General features: G+C 64.5%; 11 protein-coding genes. 5 read left to right on the top strand and 6 right to left on the bottom strand.

Features of this window, described 5'->3' with window-relative positions; all coding sequences use genetic code 11:
- Positions 1-72 precede the first annotated feature (72 nt).
- The 4 genes from ABD842_RS14585 to ABD842_RS14570 all read right to left on the bottom strand — a co-directional run bounded on the left by ABD842_RS14585 (position 73) and on the right by ABD842_RS14570 (position 3,792).
- A complete protein-coding gene (locus tag ABD842_RS14585) occupies positions 73-585 on the bottom strand; it encodes an MFS transporter (protein WP_345115370.1) in 513 nt (170 codons plus the stop codon).
- Between the two features lie 182 nt (positions 586-767).
- Entirely contained in the window at positions 768-1,889 is a 1,122-nt protein-coding gene (locus ABD842_RS14580; protein WP_345115367.1) for an HlyD family secretion protein, read from the bottom strand.
- Between the two features lie 60 nt (positions 1,890-1,949).
- The gene (locus ABD842_RS14575) at positions 1,950-2,366 is read right to left on the bottom strand and encodes a universal stress protein (protein WP_345115365.1); all 417 of its coding nucleotides are present in this window, start codon (positions 2,364-2,366) and stop codon (positions 1,950-1,952) included.
- A 100-nt stretch (positions 2,367-2,466) separates the two neighbouring features.
- Positions 2,467-3,792, bottom strand: coding sequence for a TolC family protein (locus tag ABD842_RS14570; protein ID WP_345115362.1), 1,326 nt, complete (start codon positions 3,790-3,792; stop codon positions 2,467-2,469).
- Between the two features lie 205 nt (positions 3,793-3,997).
- Between ABD842_RS14570 and ABD842_RS14565 the strand changes: the two genes are divergently transcribed.
- Entirely contained in the window at positions 3,998-6,091 is a 2,094-nt protein-coding gene (locus ABD842_RS14565) for a sigma 54-interacting transcriptional regulator (protein WP_345115359.1), read from the top strand.
- 84 nt (positions 6,092-6,175) lie between these two features.
- Positions 6,176-6,298: a hypothetical protein gene (locus ABD842_RS14560; RefSeq protein WP_345115357.1), complete on the top strand. Its 123-nt coding sequence runs from the start codon at positions 6,176-6,178 to the stop codon at positions 6,296-6,298.
- A 70-nt stretch (positions 6,299-6,368) separates the two neighbouring features.
- On the opposite strand, the gene ABD842_RS14555 is transcribed toward ABD842_RS14560, so the two are convergent.
- On the bottom strand, positions 6,369-8,855 hold the full coding sequence (locus ABD842_RS14555) for a M1 family metallopeptidase (protein WP_345115355.1): 2,487 nt from the start codon (positions 8,853-8,855) through the stop codon (positions 6,369-6,371).
- Positions 8,856-9,227: 372 nt separating this feature from the next.
- Here ABD842_RS14555 and ABD842_RS14550 point away from each other — a divergent pair, with 372 nt between their 5' ends.
- From ABD842_RS14550 to ABD842_RS14540, 3 genes are all read left to right on the top strand, one after another.
- Positions 9,228-10,520 carry an AAA family ATPase gene (locus tag ABD842_RS14550; protein ID WP_345115352.1) on the top strand — a complete coding sequence of 431 codons (1,293 nt, stop codon included), beginning with the start codon at positions 9,228-9,230 and terminating at the stop codon, positions 10,518-10,520.
- A gap of 7 nt (positions 10,521-10,527) precedes the next feature.
- Entirely contained in the window at positions 10,528-11,559 is a 1,032-nt protein-coding gene (locus ABD842_RS14545; RefSeq protein ID WP_345115350.1) for a 5-methylcytosine restriction system specificity protein McrC, read from the top strand.
- A 96-nt stretch (positions 11,560-11,655) separates the two neighbouring features.
- On the top strand, positions 11,656-12,318 hold the full coding sequence (locus ABD842_RS14540) for a hypothetical protein (protein WP_345115347.1): 663 nt from the start codon (positions 11,656-11,658) through the stop codon (positions 12,316-12,318).
- Between the two features lie 12 nt (positions 12,319-12,330).
- Here the strand turns inward: ABD842_RS14540 and ABD842_RS14535 are convergent, their stop codons facing one another.
- Positions 12,331-12,963, bottom strand: a complete 633-nt coding sequence (locus ABD842_RS14535; protein ID WP_345115373.1) for a porin family protein — start codon at positions 12,961-12,963, stop codon at positions 12,331-12,333.
- Positions 12,964-12,989: the final 26 nt, after the last annotated feature.

Here is a 12,989-nt window from a genome sequence, read left to right as displayed (position 1 = left end):
AGTTCCGACGCGTGGCCACGCGCTACGATAAGCTCGCCGATTCCTACGCCGCGTTTATCCAACTACGCGCCATCACCCTCTGGCTAAATTGAGAACACGCCCTAGGTTGCTGTCCACGATGTAGCCGCCCAGCGTGGGGCCGATGGTGGGCCCGATGATGATGCCCATGCCGAACAGCGCCTGCCCCAGGGCCAGCTGCCGGGGCGGAAACGTGTCGATGAGAATGGCCTGGGAGGTAGCCATGAGCGCGCCGCCCCCGATGCCCTGCACGAAGCGGAAGGCCACCAGCTCCCAGATGTTGGTACTCTGGCCGCAGGCAATGGAAGCCAGCGTGAAGATGACCACCGACACAAAGTAGTAGTTGCGCCGGCCGAACTGCTCGGCCAGGAAGCCCGTCATCGGAATCACGATGACGTTGGCAATGCCGTAGGAGGCCACCACCCAGCTCACTTCCTGCTGGGTGGCCGAGAGGTTGCCCATCATCTGGGTCAGCGCCACGTTCACGATGCTGGTATCAATGAGCTCGAGCAGGCAGCACAGCACCACCGTGATGACGATAATCCACTTGGTTAATCCGGTTTCCATGTAGTAGGAGCTTGGGGTCTTGGGGGCCTGGGGGCCTGGATTTCGTTCGAGCCCGTACGCGGGCGAAACTGAATCTGAGGCGCCATCGCAAAAATCCACTTCAGCATAGCCCTGGGGGTTAAAGGATTGGAAATTTGTCGACGCAACATCCAAGACCCCAAGTCCCCAAGACCCTAAAAACTTTACTTCACCTGCACGGTGGCCGTGACGCTCATGCCGGCCCGCAGCGGGTGCTCGGCGTCCAGCTTGTCGAGGGCAATCTTGACGGGTACGCGCTGGGTTACCTTCACAAAGTTGCCGCTGGCATTGTCGGGCGGCAGCAGGGCAAAGCGGGCGCCGGTGGCCGCCGACAATGACTCGACGTGGCCCGCAAACTCCTCGTTGGGGTAGGCATCCACTTCCACCTTCACCGGCTGCCCCACTTTCATGGTGGCCAGCTGGGTTTCCTTGAAGTTGGCGATGATCCAGGTTTTCTCCGATGCCACCAGCCCGATCAGCTGCTGACCGGGCGCCACGACCTGGCCGGGCTGCACGTTCTTCCGGCTCACCACGCCGTTGGCCGGGGCTACCAGGGTCGTGTAGCTGAGCTGCAGGCGGGCGTTGTCGAGGTCGGCCTGACGCTGCTTCACCACGGCCTGGGCCACGGCAATCTGCTGCTGGGCCGCCACTACCTGCTGGCGGGCCACGTTCACCTGGTTGGCCGCCGTGGCGCGCTGGGCTCTGGTCGATTGCAGATTGGCCTGCACCGCGTCCAGGTCGCTCTGCGGAATAATGTCTTCCCGGCGCAGGAACTGGCTGCGCTTGAGGTCTTTTTCCAGCTTGGAGCGGGTAGCGTCGCTCACGCCGATGGCCGACTGCGCGGAGCTGACGGTGGCCTGAGCCGTGCCCACGCCGGCGCGGGCCGCCACCACGTTGGCCTGGGCCGCGGCCAACGCCGCTTCGGCGGCATTCACCCGCTGCTGATAGTCGGCCGGGTCCAGGGTCAGCAGCACGTCACCCTTTTTCACCACCTGGTTGTCTTCTACTTTTACCTCCAGCACCGGGCCCGCCACGCGGGGCAGCACCGGGTACACGTCGCCTTCTACCTGGGCGTCGTCGGTTTCTTCGTGCGCCTGCCCGAACTGGTAGCGCTGCCAGCCATAATAGCCGCCCATCAGCAGTACCAGCGCCAGAACCATGAACATCAGGGGACGCTTGGAGCGGCCCGTGGGCTGCGCTTCCACGGCGGGCTCGGAGGCGGGCTGAGCGGCTCCGGCGGGGGCGGTGGGTACTGCGGCCGGATCGGGTTGAACGGGGGTTGCCATATCGGGAAGGTATTGAAGACGAGGAGTTGATGTCGGAATCGAAAACAAAAAAGGGGCCGGTCAGGCCGACTGGCGGTACGCATCCACCGGGCTGGGCTTGACCAGCAGCGTGGCGCACGGAGCGGTGCGGACGACGGCTTCGGCCGTGCTGCCCATCAGAAAGCGCGTCAGGCCGGTCTGGCCGTGGGCACCTATCACGATCAGGTCGGCGGGGTAGCGGCGGGCCTCCGCCACGATGGCCGCCGCGGCGGCGCCGGGCAGCACCACGGTGCTCACGCGGGCCCCGGCCTGCGCGGCCACTGCACGGTGCGCGGCCAGCTGCTCGGCTACCGAACCGGCCAGGGCCGGCGGGGTTTCCTGCACGTGCAGCAGACGCAGCTCGGCCCCGGCCGCCACGGCCAGCGCGGCGGCATACGTCACCAGCCCGGCCGAGGCAGCCGAAAAATCAAGCGGGCACAAAACGGTGGTCAGGGTCATGGGCAGGGAAGGAATTGGGCGGGAAGTAGTTAGTAAAATGCCCTTCGGGCCAAAGGGGCGGGCCCAGGGCGGGCAGCCGCCTGAATCCCGGTTTCGCCGCTTACCAGATCTGGGTACCGGTGGCGCGCTTGAGCTGGTACTGGCCGAGGGTGTAGTTGTAGATGGCCTGCAGGCGGGCCAGACGGGCCTGGGCCAGCGAGGTTTCCGCGTCCAGCACGTCGAGGTTGGGGCCCACGTCGTAGCGGTAGCGGGCCTTGGCGCGGGTCAGCGCGTCGGTGGCCTGGGCAATCTGCAGCTGGGCGTTGTCGTAGCGGGCCGAGCTGGCCTGCAGGTTGTTGGCCGCCTGCCGCACATCGGCCCGGATCTGCTCCTGAGTATCCTGAATGCGCGCCTGGGCTCCCCGAATGTTGGCCAGGGCCTCTACCCGCTGGTTTTTGTTTTTGTTGCCGTCATAAATCGGCACCGCCAGCTGCACCACGCCCACCGAATTTGGCCGAAACTTGTCGAGGTTGGGCAGATAGCCGTTTTTGCCGCCCAGCTGGGCCCCCACGCCGAGCGTGGGCATGTTGGCCCGCTCAAGCACCTTCAGGTTCAGGGCGGCCGTGTTTTCCGCGTCGCGCACCAGCTTCACCTCCGGCCGGTTTTCGATGGCCTGCGCCAGCGCCGCCGGCACGTCCAGCACCTGGGGCTGGTAGGCAAAGGCGCCGCGCACCGGCACGTCGGCATACGCGGGCTGGTGCAGGTAGCGGGCCAGCTGCACCAGCTGATTGTTGAGCTGATTTTCGAGGTCGATGCGGGTGTTCTGGGCCTGGGTGATGCGCACCTGGGTGGTGGTCACGTCGAACCGGGTGCTCACGCCGCCTGCCACGCGCTTCTCCATTTCGCGCTGGTGCTGCCGGAGCGAGGCAATCTGGGCGTCCTGCACCTTGATACTCTCGCGCACGAATAGGATGTTGTAGTACACCTGCGCGGCCGAGTACGCCAGGTCCCGGCGCGTCACGTTGATCTGGTCCACGGCCGTCAGGCGCCGGCTTTCGGCCAGGTTGTAGGTGGCGTCCTTCTTGCCGAAGTCGAGCACGCCGTACTGAATGGTGATGTGGGCGTCGTAGTTGTTGTTGGGCGCCAGCTGAAACCCGGGCTGCCCTTCCGCCAGCTGCAGCTTCACCACCGGGTCGATGCGCGTGTAGGTAGCCGTGCCGGTCACCTGGGGCAGGAAGCCGCCGCGGCTTTGCGTTACGCGGCTGGCAGCGGCATTCACCTCTTCCTCCAGCGTGGTAATGGCCGGGTTGGCATCCAGCACGGCGCGGATGGTGCCGTCCAGCGCCAGCGGATCGGAAAGGACGGGCCCCTGCTGGGCGCGGGCCGCGCCGCCCACCAGCAACCCCAGGGTCAATAGCGGTACGGTGATTTGTGGTCGGGAAAGCATACGATTATGCGACTTGTGTAGGCCTGCTGCTTACCTAACCCTGTGCCAAGACATTAAAATCCGATTAACCTTTCCAAAAACGGCTGCTGGGCGCTGCAAACCGCCTGATTATTTTTCAAGCCGCCCGGCAGAACAAAACCTGCGGCGTCTTGCTTCCCTTATATATCAGGAATACCTTAATCTGAGTCCTGCTATTTCAGGAAAAATGACCATGGTTAACCAAGAGGAATCCCTGCTGCTGTACCTGAACGAGGCCATTGCCACCACCCGCAGCAAGGAGGCGCTGTTTAAAATCGTGACGGAGAAACTCCGGCTCATTTTTCCTTTCGACGTTATCCTAATCCTCACCGTCGACCAGGAAGGCTACTACAAGCGGGTCCTGCTGCGCGACTACGTCAGCGACCTGGACGCTGCGGCGCAGGAGCCGCAACCGCTCCAGCGGACCCCGTGGCGGGGCACCCCGGTGGAGCGCTTTCTGGCCGACGCGCACGTCAGGACGCTGGCCCTGCCGGAGCTGATCCGGGATTTCCCCGACTTCGCCATGTTTGGCTTCCTGCGTAACTTAGGCATTGCGTGCCTGACGGCCGTGCCCTTGCGCACCGGCGGGCAGGTCATCGGGCTGCTCTGCCTGGCCTCGCGCCGGGCACCCGACTTCAGAGACTCCGATCTGGCCCTGCTCGAAAAAATCGGCAGCCTGGTGGCCGTGGCCGTCAGCAACACGCTGGCCTTCGAGGAAGTGGAGCGCCGGGAGCGAGAAAAGACCATGCAGCTGGCCGTCAACAATGCTCTGCTGAGCATCAAGGAGCGCACCGAGCTGTTCCGCACCGTGGCCACCGAAATTAACCGCGTTATTCCCTGCGACTTTTTTGGGGTGCGCGTGCAGAAGCAGGGCGTGGTGAAGGCTTTTGCCGAGCTTGCCAAGCAGCCCGACGGCACCTTTGCCGTCCTCGACCCCAACCGCTGGGACCATGTGCCCGAGTACCAGGCCATGCAGGCCGAAGCCTTCGAGCTGTTTTTTCAGCCCGCCATCTACAACGGGGCCGACTACGGGCGGCTGGCCGAGCAGTACCGCCTGATGCGGCACATCCGGGCCAAGCATGCTGCCAAGTCGATGATAGCCGCGCCGCTGGGCATTACCAACGAGGCGGCCGCAGCGCTCATTCTGGCCCGCCACCAGGGCGGCGACTTTCAGCCCACCGACCTGGAGCTGCTCATCAGCCTGGCTCCGCAGATTGCCCTGGCCATGCGCAACCTGTTTGCCTTCGAGCAGATCGAAACCCTGCGGGCCCAGCTGGAGCAGGAGCGCACCTACCTCATCGCCGAAATCAATACCACCGGCCACTTCGAGGATTTTGTGGGGCAGAGCGCCGTAATGCAGCAGGTCCAGACCCGCATTGCCCAGGTAGCTCCCACCGATACCACGGTGCTTATCAGCGGCGAAACCGGCACTGGCAAGGAGCTGGTGGCCCGGGCTCTGCACAACCTGTCGCCGCGCCAGGGCCGGGCCCTGATCAAGCTCAACTGCGCCGCCCTGCCCGCCCAGCTGATTGAGAGTGAGCTGTTCGGGCACGAAAAGGGGGCCTTTACCGGGGCCCACGACCGGCGCATCGGCAAGTTTGAGCTGGCCGACGGCGGCACCATCTTCTTGGACGAAATCGGGGAGCTGCCGCTCGATCTGCAGGCCAAGCTGCTGCGGGTGCTGCAGGAAAAGGAGTTTGAGCGCATCGGCGGGCGGCGCGTGATTCACACCGACGTGCGCGTGGTGGCGGCCACCAACCGGGTGCTGGAAGACGAGGTGGCTGCCGGCCGCTTCCGCGCCGACCTGTACTACCGGCTCAACGTGTTCCCGGTCCGGCTGCCCGCCCTGCGCGAGCGGCCCGAGGACATTGAGCCGCTGCTGCGCCACTTCCTGGAGCGCTTTACCAAGCAGCTGGCCCGGCCCGTGCGCGGCCTGCGCGAGCGGGACCTGCGGGCCATGCAGCACTACGGCTGGCCGGGCAACATCCGGGAGCTGGAGCACGTGCTCGAACAGGCCGTCATCGTGTCGTCGGGGGCGTTTCTGGAGTTTGCCGGCTTTTCGGGAGCTACGGTTCCGGCAGCGCCGGCACTGCCCGACCACGTGCCCCTCAAAACCCTGCGCGACCAGGAGCGCGACCATATCCTGGCGGCCCTGCACCGTACCGGCGGCCGGGTCAGCGGCCCGCACGGCGCGGCCGGGCTGCTCGACATCAACCCCAAAACCCTGGAAGCCCGCATGAAGAAGCTGGGCATCCGGCGTACGGTGGGCGTGGAGGGGTAAGACGACCGGAACCCGGCCCGGAATTCAACGTCTGGTCCCGGGCTGCGTATAGCCCGTATCCATCCACCTCTAACCTCCCCGATTATGGCTCAGACCACCACCACGCCCAAGCACACGGACCCCGCTACCAAGAACAAGGAGAAGGCCAACGAGGAAACCATCAAGGACAAGCCCAGCGGCAAAAATAAGACGACCCAGAAGAAATAAGCGGCTTTACCGCCCACACAAAGGCCGTTCCGAGCTAGCTCGGAACGGCCTTTGTGCTTGAATCAGCCGACTACTTGGCGGCCTGAATCTCGGCTACGGCCTTGTCGGCCACTACCTGATTGGCGGCCAGATTGGTGCTGCCGGCCTGCTGCTTCACGGCCGCCTGGATCATGGCAATGGTGGGCTGGTCGACGCCGAACCGCTTGTAGGTAATGGCCAGCGTCTTGAGGCGCTCCACGTCTTCGGCAAAGGCTTTCGGGTCGTCGAGGCGGCCCAGCATGGTGCCCATGCCTTCGAAGTAGCTGAACTTGTTCTGGCCCCCGGCCGCGTCAAACTTGTCGCGCACGTAGCTCCATTGGGCCTGGCCCCCGTTCTTGGAATACACCCCTACCACGGCCTGGCTGAGGGCCGCCTGGTCGGTGCCTTCCAGCGTTTGGGCTTTGCTCAGGGCCAGCGTCGGGTTGGCCGTAGCCAGGGCCTGCAGCGCGGCGGCCTGCACCACGTACGACGGATTATCGGCCAGCTGCTTGGTAAACAGCTTTTCGTCGCGCTTGTCCTTGAGCTTGGCCAGGGCCGTGAGCTCCATTGCCAGCGCCTGCGAATTCTTTTCGGCGGCGGCCTGCTTGCGCAGAGCCGGCGCGGCCGCTTTGGCTACGGCTTTATCGTCCAGTTTCAGCCGCTCGGCGGCCACCATGCGCAGGTTGTTGAACTTGTCGCTCAGGCCGGCCAGCAGCAGCTTGAGGGCGGCCGGGTCGGTGGCCTGCTTGGCGTCGGCGGCCAGCAGAGCCTCGCGGCGGGCTACGTACAGCGGCGCATGAGCGTACTGGTAGGCAAACTCGGCCATCGGCTTGTTGTCGGTCTGCTGCCAGAGCAGCGTCTTTTCGGCATCCACGTCCACCAGGTCCGGCTTGGAGGCCAGCGGCATGGTGAAGGTCTGGCTGGCTTCGGTCATCATCACGCGCTGGCGCCGGGGCTTGCCGTTCACCCAGTAATCAATGGCGAAGGGCAGCTGGAACGGCTGGCCCGGCTGGTTCTGCTTCACCGTCACGGACTGCACCTTCTTGGCCGCGTCCCAGCTGTAGTCGATGCTCACCAGCGGGTGGCCGGTGCTGTAGTACCACTGGTTGTAGAACCAGTTCAGGTCTTTGCCCGACACCGCTTCCATGGCCAGCCGCATCTGGTGGGCCTCCCCGTTGCCGAGGGCATTGTCCTTGAGGTATTTCTGCAGGCCGGCGAAGAATACGTCGTCGCCGAGGTAGGTGCGCAGCATGTCCAGGATGGCGCCGCCCTTCTGGTAGCTGACCAGGTCAAACATGTCTTCCTTGTCGGCGTAGTGGAAGCGCACGAGCTGCTTCTGGGCATCGGCGGGGCTGCGCAGGTAGTTGCGCAGGTTACGGTGGTTGTGCGAATCGCCGGCGTCGGCGCCGTACTTGTGCTCGGCGTAGAGGCCTTCGGAGAAGTCGGCCATGCTCTCGTTCACCGTCAGGTTGCTCCAGCTTTCGGCCGTCACGTAGTCGCCGAACCACTGGTGAAACAGCTCGTGGGCAATAACCGACTCGTTCTGATACTCCCGGTCGACCAGCTGCTTGTCGGTCATCTGCACAAACTCGCCGTGCAGCGTGGCCGAGGTGTTTTCCATGGCGCCGCTCACGTAGTCGCGCACCACCACCTGGGCGTACTTATTCCACGGATACTCCACGCCCAGGCGGGTCGAGAAGAACTCCAGCATGTCGGGGGTGTTGCCAAAAATCTGCTTGGCGAAGGGCGCGTATTTGGGTTCGAGGTAGTAGCTCACCTCTTTGCCCCGCCACGTGTCCTTGTAGATTTTGAAGTCGCCGACGGCCATCATAAACAGGTAGGGCGCGTGGGGCAGCTCCATCTTCCAGGTGTCGGTGCGCAGGCCGGCACCGGCGGGCTTGGAGGAGTCGAGGCGGCCGTTGCTCAGCGTCACGTACTTGCTGGGCACGGTCATGCTGATTTCGGAGGTCGTCTTCTGGTTGGGCCGGTCGATGGTCGGGAACCAGGCCGAGGAGGCTTCCGTCTCGCCCTGGGTCCAGATCTGCACCGGCTTGCCCTTTTCGGTGCTGTCGGGGTTGATAAAGTACAGGCCCTTGGCGTCGGAAATAGCCGCGCTGCCTTCCACCTTCAGCTCGTCGGGCTTGGCCGTGTACTCGATGTAGACGGTGTAGCTCGTGCCCGGGGCCACGGCCTTGCCCAGGTTGATGCGCAGGTTGGCTTTGTCGGTGTAGTCGTAGGTGAGCGGCGTCATCTGCTCGCCGTTCATCAGGGCCACCTTGGTGATGTCCATGCCTTTGGCATCAAGCCGGAGCGAGTCGGTGGCGTAGGCATGGGGCTTGAGCGTCACCCATTCCCTGCCGTAGAGGTAGCGCTTGGCGTAGTCGAAGCGCACGTCGAGCTTGGTATGGACCAGGTCGTTGGTCTTGGTAGCCGACGCCCGGTAAAGCTGCAGCGCCGGATTGGCCGGGGCCGAGGGGGCCTGTTGGGCCAGAGCCGCCGTGCTCAGCAGGCAGACGGCAACGGTAAGGACTTTGTTCATATGGGAAAGGAGAATGTGGGAAAAGGAGCGTCAGGGACAGAAGCCGGATTGCGCCCGGCCGGGTTGGCAACAGATGCGGGGAATCAGAGAATAGCTGCCTGTAGGCGGGCTAAAAGTAGGGGGATATTTTCAGCCGTCGGGTCCGTCTGCTCTGGTGGCGGCTGGGGATTTAGCCGCGGGCCGGCAAGATAGTCGGCCCGGCTGTGAATAACTGCACAAACATATATACGGGTACTGTGTAAAGCAAGGTACTTTACAAAAAAACGCAGATTTTATTTCTCCGCTCTGCTGCTGGCGGCCATTTCCACCCCTTGGCGCGTACTACTGCGCACCACCAGGTGCCGCGTAGGTTTTGCGCGTACATTTAGCCGAATGCCTGCCTCTACTCCCGACCCTGCTCAGCTCACCCGCGAACAGGTGCTGCGCGCCCTGCGCCACCTCGACCGCACGACCCTGGCCGTTCCCGCCAGCACCGTATACGACCTCGTGTACCGGGGCCGGCGCTACCCGCCGCGGGCCGTAGCCCAGCAGGCCTGGCGCCTGGCCACCGCCCGGCCCGATGCCACCTGGCCGCTGCCCGCCGGCGCGCCCACCAATCAGGTGCTGGAGCGCCTCGACTTCACCATTGCCACCAAGCGTCCCACGCTGGCCAGTTCGCCCACCCTCGACGGGGACGTGGCGGCCCAGCAGGCCATGCAGGACCTCTACACCGGTCCGGCCCGCCACTCCATTCCGGCACTACCAGGGCAGGTGCAGGAGCCCGCGGCCGCCTACGACGCCGCGGCCCCGCAGCCTTACACCCGCGCCGAGGCCCGGCAGGAGCTGTTTATTTCGGATGCCGCGCTGGACCAAGCCCTGGCCGCCCTGCACCGCCGCCGCAACCTGATCCTGCAGGGTCCGCCCGGCACCGGCAAGACGTTTCTGGCGCGGCGGCTGGCCTGGCTGGAGCTGGGCGCCACCGATGCAGCCCGGGTGGAGCTGGTGCAGTTTCACCCCAGCTACAGCTACGAAGACTTCATCCAGGGCTTCCGCCCCGACGCGCGCGGCACCTTTCAGCTCACGCCCGGCGTGCTGCTCAACTTTTGCCAAAAAGCTGCCCAGGACCCCGAAAAACCGCATTTCCTGCTGATTGACGAAATAAACCGGGGCAACGTGAGCCGAATTTTCGGGGAGCTGCTGCTCCTGCTCGAAGCCGACAAGCGCGGCCCCGCCCACGCCGTGCGCCTGCCGTACGCTCCCGCCGAGGCCCCGCGCTTCTTCGTGCCCGCCAATCTGTACGTCATCGGTACCATGAATACCGCCGACCGTTCTCTGGTCCCGCTGGATTACGCCCTGCGCCGCCGCTTTGCCTTTCTGCGCCTGGAGCCCGAGTTTGGGGCCCCGCTGGTCCGGGTGCTGGCCGCGCAGGGCGTACCCGCCGCCGTCAGCAGCCGCCTCGTGGCCCGGCTTACCGAGCTCAATCAGACGATTGCCGACGACCCCGAGCTGGGCCCCGACTTTCAGCTGGGCCACAGCTACTTCTGCCAGCCGCCCACCGCGCCGGAGGCCGCCGAGGAGTGGCTTACCCTGATTCTGCAGCAGGAAGTCGGGCCCCTGCTGGAGGAGTACTGGCTCGACCAGCCCGCCAAAGCGGCCGCCCAGCGCCGCAGGCTGCTGCGCAACTAAGGGCCGCATGATTCCGATTCAGAACCTGTACTACCTGCTGTGCTACGCCTGGAACCGCCTGCCCGAGCAGGAAGTGCTGCTGAGCACCACGGCCACGGCCTTTCACCGGCCCCTGGAGCTGCTTGCTCGCGTGCTGACCACCGGGACGCGGCGCTTGCTGCGGCGGGGGCTGGAAAACACCTATGCTGAGCGCGAGCAGGAGCTGCCCGAATTGCGCGGCCGCCTGCTGCTGACCGACACCCTCAGCCGCGACCTGCTGCGCCGGGGCCGCGCCGTGTGCCGCTTCGATGAGCTGGGCCCGGCCACGCCTTTCAATCAGCTGCTGCTGGGTGCCCTGACCCAGCTCAGCACTGTGCGCAGCCTGCCGGCCCCGTTGCGTCAGGAGCTTCGCGCGCTGCGCCGCCGCTTCCCCGCCGACCTCGCGCCGACGCCGCTTTCCACGCTGACGTTGCGCCGGGTCCGCCGGCTTCGGCTGCCGGGCACGGAGGCTTTTCTGCTGAATGTGCTGGAGCTCATTCACCACTGCGCCCTGCCCGAAGCCGCCACCACCGGCCGCACCCGCTTCCGCGACTTCCGCCGCGACGAGCGGCTCATGGCTCAGCTGTTTGAAGCCTTCGTGCGCAACTTCTACCGCCTCGAGCAGCGTCACTTCCGGGTGCTGTCGGAAACCATTCAGTGGCAGGCGCAGGCCGCCACGGCCGAAGCGCTGGCGCTGCTACCGGCCATGATTACGGATACGTCGCTGGAAAGTCCGGCGCGCAAAATCATCCTCGACACCAAGTACTACGCTGCCGCCCTCAGGCCCCGCTACGATCAGCAGAAGCTGATTTCACCCCACCTCTACCAGCTCTACGCCTACCTGCAGAACCAGCCCGCTCTGCCCGGCCAGCAGCTGGGAGGCATCCTGCTTTACCCCGCCGCCACCCAGGCCGTGGATGTGCGCTACACCCTCGGCGGCCATTCAGTTCGGGTCGTTACCCTGGACTTAAACCAGCCCTGGCCCAGCATTGCGGCGGCGCTGCTGGCTTTGATTGCCTAACCTGAGCTTTCCAAGGTCAGGGCTGACGGCTGCGCCGGGCTTAGCACCTTCGTGACCTAAGACTCTATCTGCCAACACTATTTTTCCCACCTCTGTATGCTCACCCGATTCTCTGCGGTGCTGGCCGTTGGCCTTTTTACGGCCCGCCCCGCTGCTCATGCCCAGGCTTCCGATACCAGCCGGCTAGCCGACACCAGCCGCAAAACCGCCCATGCCCCCGGTGAGGTCCTCACGCCCGAAGGCCGGCTGGTGAAGGGCTATTTCCCCGGCAGCGTCAACGGCTTCGAGAAGACCATTTCCTTTTACCTCACCCACCCGGAGGTGCGCCCGTTTCCGAAGCCCAAGTACATCAGCGTCGATAAAATCCGGTCTATGACGGTGCATGGCTTTTATTTCGAAACGCTGCAGCAAAAGGGCAAAAGCCTGCACGTACTGGCCTGCCGGCTGGTCGACGGACCAGTGCAGCTGTTCAACTACGCCGAGGAAAAGGGCATCCCGGTGCCGCTGCCCATCATTGGATTCGGGCTGATTCCGCTGGCCTCGATTCCCTACACCAAAAACCACTGGTACCTGAAGCGCAACGACGAGCTGACGGTCATTGACCGCAGCCGCTTCGTATTCGAGGTCAGCACGTACTTCGCCGATTACCCCGCCCTGGCGCAGAAAATAAAGCAGAAGGGCAAGGACTACCAGTACCAGGACATGGTTCGCATCGTGACGGAATACAACCGGCGCCCGGCCGCGGCGGGCAGCAAGTAGCAAGCCGGCCGCTTAGTCGTCGCCGAGCTGCAGCGCCACGTAGCCCTGGAATACGCGGTTGTGCAGTTTGGGGTCGTTGACGCCGCTCACGCTTTTCACGTCGTTGATGTCGTTGAGGCCGGCATTGAACCGGGCCCCCAGCAGCAACGGTCCGAATTTCACCCCGGCGCCCGCGCACAGGCTCAAGTCGCCCCTCTTGTAGCTGTCCTCCACCTGCCGGCTGGTGCTGCCATACTGCGTGGTGGCGCCGGGCGCCGAAACCAGCATGGTGCCCGCGTCGCGGGCGGTAAGCAGCACGCCGAACTGGGGCCCGCCTTCCACAAACAACGGCCCCAGATGCACCTTGGCCAGCAGCGGCAGCGTCAGGTAATGCAGTCGGGTATCGTAGTTTTCGAAGTCAGACTTGGTTTCGGTGCCCTGCAGCGAATACAGCAGTTCCGGCTGCACCGACAGCGGCCCGGCGACTTTGATTTCGTACAGCAGCCCGGCGTGGTAGTACACCTTGGGGCTGGTGTGCTGGTCGATTTTTCCGTCCAGCACGGCCACGTTTACCCCGGCCTTGGCTCCTAGGTGTATAGTCCCAGGGAGAGATGGTGTATTTTCCGGGCTGGAATTTCGTACACACTTATGGGACAAATACTCCACGGCAGCGCCCGCACAACTTCGGCAAT

This window comes from Hymenobacter algoricola, from assembly GCF_039539525.1.
In the GTDB taxonomy this organism is placed as follows: domain Bacteria; phylum Bacteroidota; class Bacteroidia; order Cytophagales; family Hymenobacteraceae; genus Hymenobacter; species Hymenobacter algoricola.
The sequence above is the reverse complement of the archived record's forward strand: the minus strand, read 5'-3'. Positions and strand labels throughout refer to the sequence as shown.

What these genes read in the sequence shown, in the direction of transcription:
- ABD842_RS14540 (WP_345115347.1), top strand. Translation starts at nt 11,656, where the DNA reads ATGCTCACCCGATTCTCTGCGGTGCTGGCCGTTGGCCTTTTTACGGCC.
- ABD842_RS14555 (WP_345115355.1), bottom strand. Translation starts at nt 8,855, where the DNA reads ATGAACAAAGTCCTTACCGTTGCCGTCTGCCTGCTGAGCACGGCGGCT.
- ABD842_RS14545 (WP_345115350.1), top strand. Translation starts at nt 10,528, where the DNA reads ATGATTCCGATTCAGAACCTGTACTACCTGCTGTGCTACGCCTGGAAC.
- ABD842_RS14580 (WP_345115367.1), bottom strand. Translation starts at nt 1,889, where the DNA reads ATGGCAACCCCCGTTCAACCCGATCCGGCCGCAGTACCCACCGCCCCC.
- ABD842_RS14575 (WP_345115365.1), bottom strand. Translation starts at nt 2,366, where the DNA reads ATGACCCTGACCACCGTTTTGTGCCCGCTTGATTTTTCGGCTGCCTCG.
- ABD842_RS14550 (WP_345115352.1), top strand. Translation starts at nt 9,228, where the DNA reads ATGCCTGCCTCTACTCCCGACCCTGCTCAGCTCACCCGCGAACAGGTG.
- ABD842_RS14570 (WP_345115362.1), bottom strand. Translation starts at nt 3,792, where the DNA reads ATGCTTTCCCGACCACAAATCACCGTACCGCTATTGACCCTGGGGTTG.
- ABD842_RS14565 (WP_345115359.1), top strand. Translation starts at nt 3,998, where the DNA reads ATGACCATGGTTAACCAAGAGGAATCCCTGCTGCTGTACCTGAACGAG.
- ABD842_RS14585 (WP_345115370.1), bottom strand. Translation starts at nt 585, where the DNA reads ATGGAAACCGGATTAACCAAGTGGATTATCGTCATCACGGTGGTGCTG.
- ABD842_RS14560 (WP_345115357.1), top strand. Translation starts at nt 6,176, where the DNA reads ATGGCTCAGACCACCACCACGCCCAAGCACACGGACCCCGCTACCAAG.